1 protein-coding gene and 1 pseudogene are annotated in these 1,373 nt (G+C 59.9%); both read left to right on the forward strand.

The annotated features are described in order from the left end of the window. Positions 1–2 precede the first annotated feature (2 nt). Positions 3–812, forward strand: coding sequence for a carbohydrate ABC transporter permease (locus ACI2KA_RS26960; RefSeq protein WP_404505491.1), 810 nt, complete (start codon positions 3–5; stop codon positions 810–812). A 244-nt stretch (positions 813–1,056) separates the two neighbouring features. Beyond that, positions 1,057–1,373 (forward strand): annotated as a pseudogene (locus ACI2KA_RS26965) (carbohydrate ABC transporter permease); the annotation flags it as partial.

Raw genomic sequence — 1,373 nt, forward strand, 5'->3', positions numbered from 1 at the left:
TGCTGGTTTGGATGATCGTGCCTCTGGCGATGACGCTGTGGTTCTCGTTCCAGAACTACAATCTGCTCAACCCCGCCAATGTCAGCTTTGCCGGTCTGTTCAATTACCAGTATTTCTACACCGACCCGGCCTTCTTCCAGTCGATCTGGAACACGCTGGTCATCGTCGGCGGCGTGCTTCTGATCACCGTCATCGGCGGCATCGCCATTGCGCTTCTGCTCGACAACGACATTTTCGGCCAGGGCATCGTGCGCATCATGATCATCTCGCCCTTCTTCGTCATGCCGCCGGTGGCCGCATTGGTGTGGAAGAACATGATCATGCATCCAGGCTACGGCGTGCTTGCCGATCTGTCGCGCTTCTTCGGTTTCCAGCCGGTCGACTGGTTCGCGCAGTTTCCGCTGCTCTCCATCGTCATCATCGTCGCCTGGCAATGGCTGCCTTTCGCGACGCTCATCCTGCTCACCGCCCTGCAGTCGCTCGACGGCGAGCAGAAGGAGGCGGCCGAGATGGATGGCGCCAACTTCGTCAACCGCTTCATCTACCTGACCCTGCCGCATCTGTCGCGCGCCATCACCGTCGTCATTCTCATCCAGACGATCTTCCTGCTCGGCGTCTATGCGGAAATCCTCGTCACCACCAATGGCGGACCGGGTTACGCCTCCACCAACCTCGCCTTCCTCATCTATCGCACCGCGCTTCTGGGTTACGACGTCGGCGGCGCTTCGGCCGGCGGCATCATCGCCGTCATCCTCGCCAATATCGTCGCCATCTTCCTGATGCGGGCGGTTGGCAAGAACCTGGATCGGTAAGGGGGCGGGATATGACGATGCTTTTGTTCTCTGGACGGCCCTCCACCCTCCCTCATTCCTGTGCCTGTCACAGGAATCCAGCCAGCCCAAGTCCTTGGGCTGAAAGAAAGCCCCTCCGTCGCGCCGACGCGCGCCGACTGGATCCCTGTGACAAGCACAGGAATGAGGGAGGAGCGGATGTTTCCGTCTCCACACCAAAACGGCCCCGTGCTTTTACCGCTATTACCTCAGGGGAGGTCTAATCATGGCCCGCAAGACAACCACACGCGCAAAGATCGGCTTTTCCATCGCGGCCTGGACCGTGGCGCTGTTGCTGTTCTTCCCGATCCTCTACGCCTTCCTCACCTCGCTCAAGACCGAGCCGGAGGCGATATCAGGCTTCAGCCTCATCCCCTCGGGCACGCTGGAAAACTACATCACCGTCCAGACCCAGCGCGATTACTTCAAACCCTTCATGAACTCGGTGGTACTGTCGCTCGGCTCGACGATCATCGCGCTGATCATCGCCATTCCCGCCGCCTGGGCCATGGCGTTCTCGCCGACCAAGCGCACCAAGGACAT

It is taken from the genome of Agrobacterium sp. NPDC089420 (genome assembly GCF_044900305.1).
In the GTDB taxonomy this organism is placed as follows: Bacteria; Pseudomonadota; Alphaproteobacteria; order Rhizobiales; family Rhizobiaceae; genus Agrobacterium.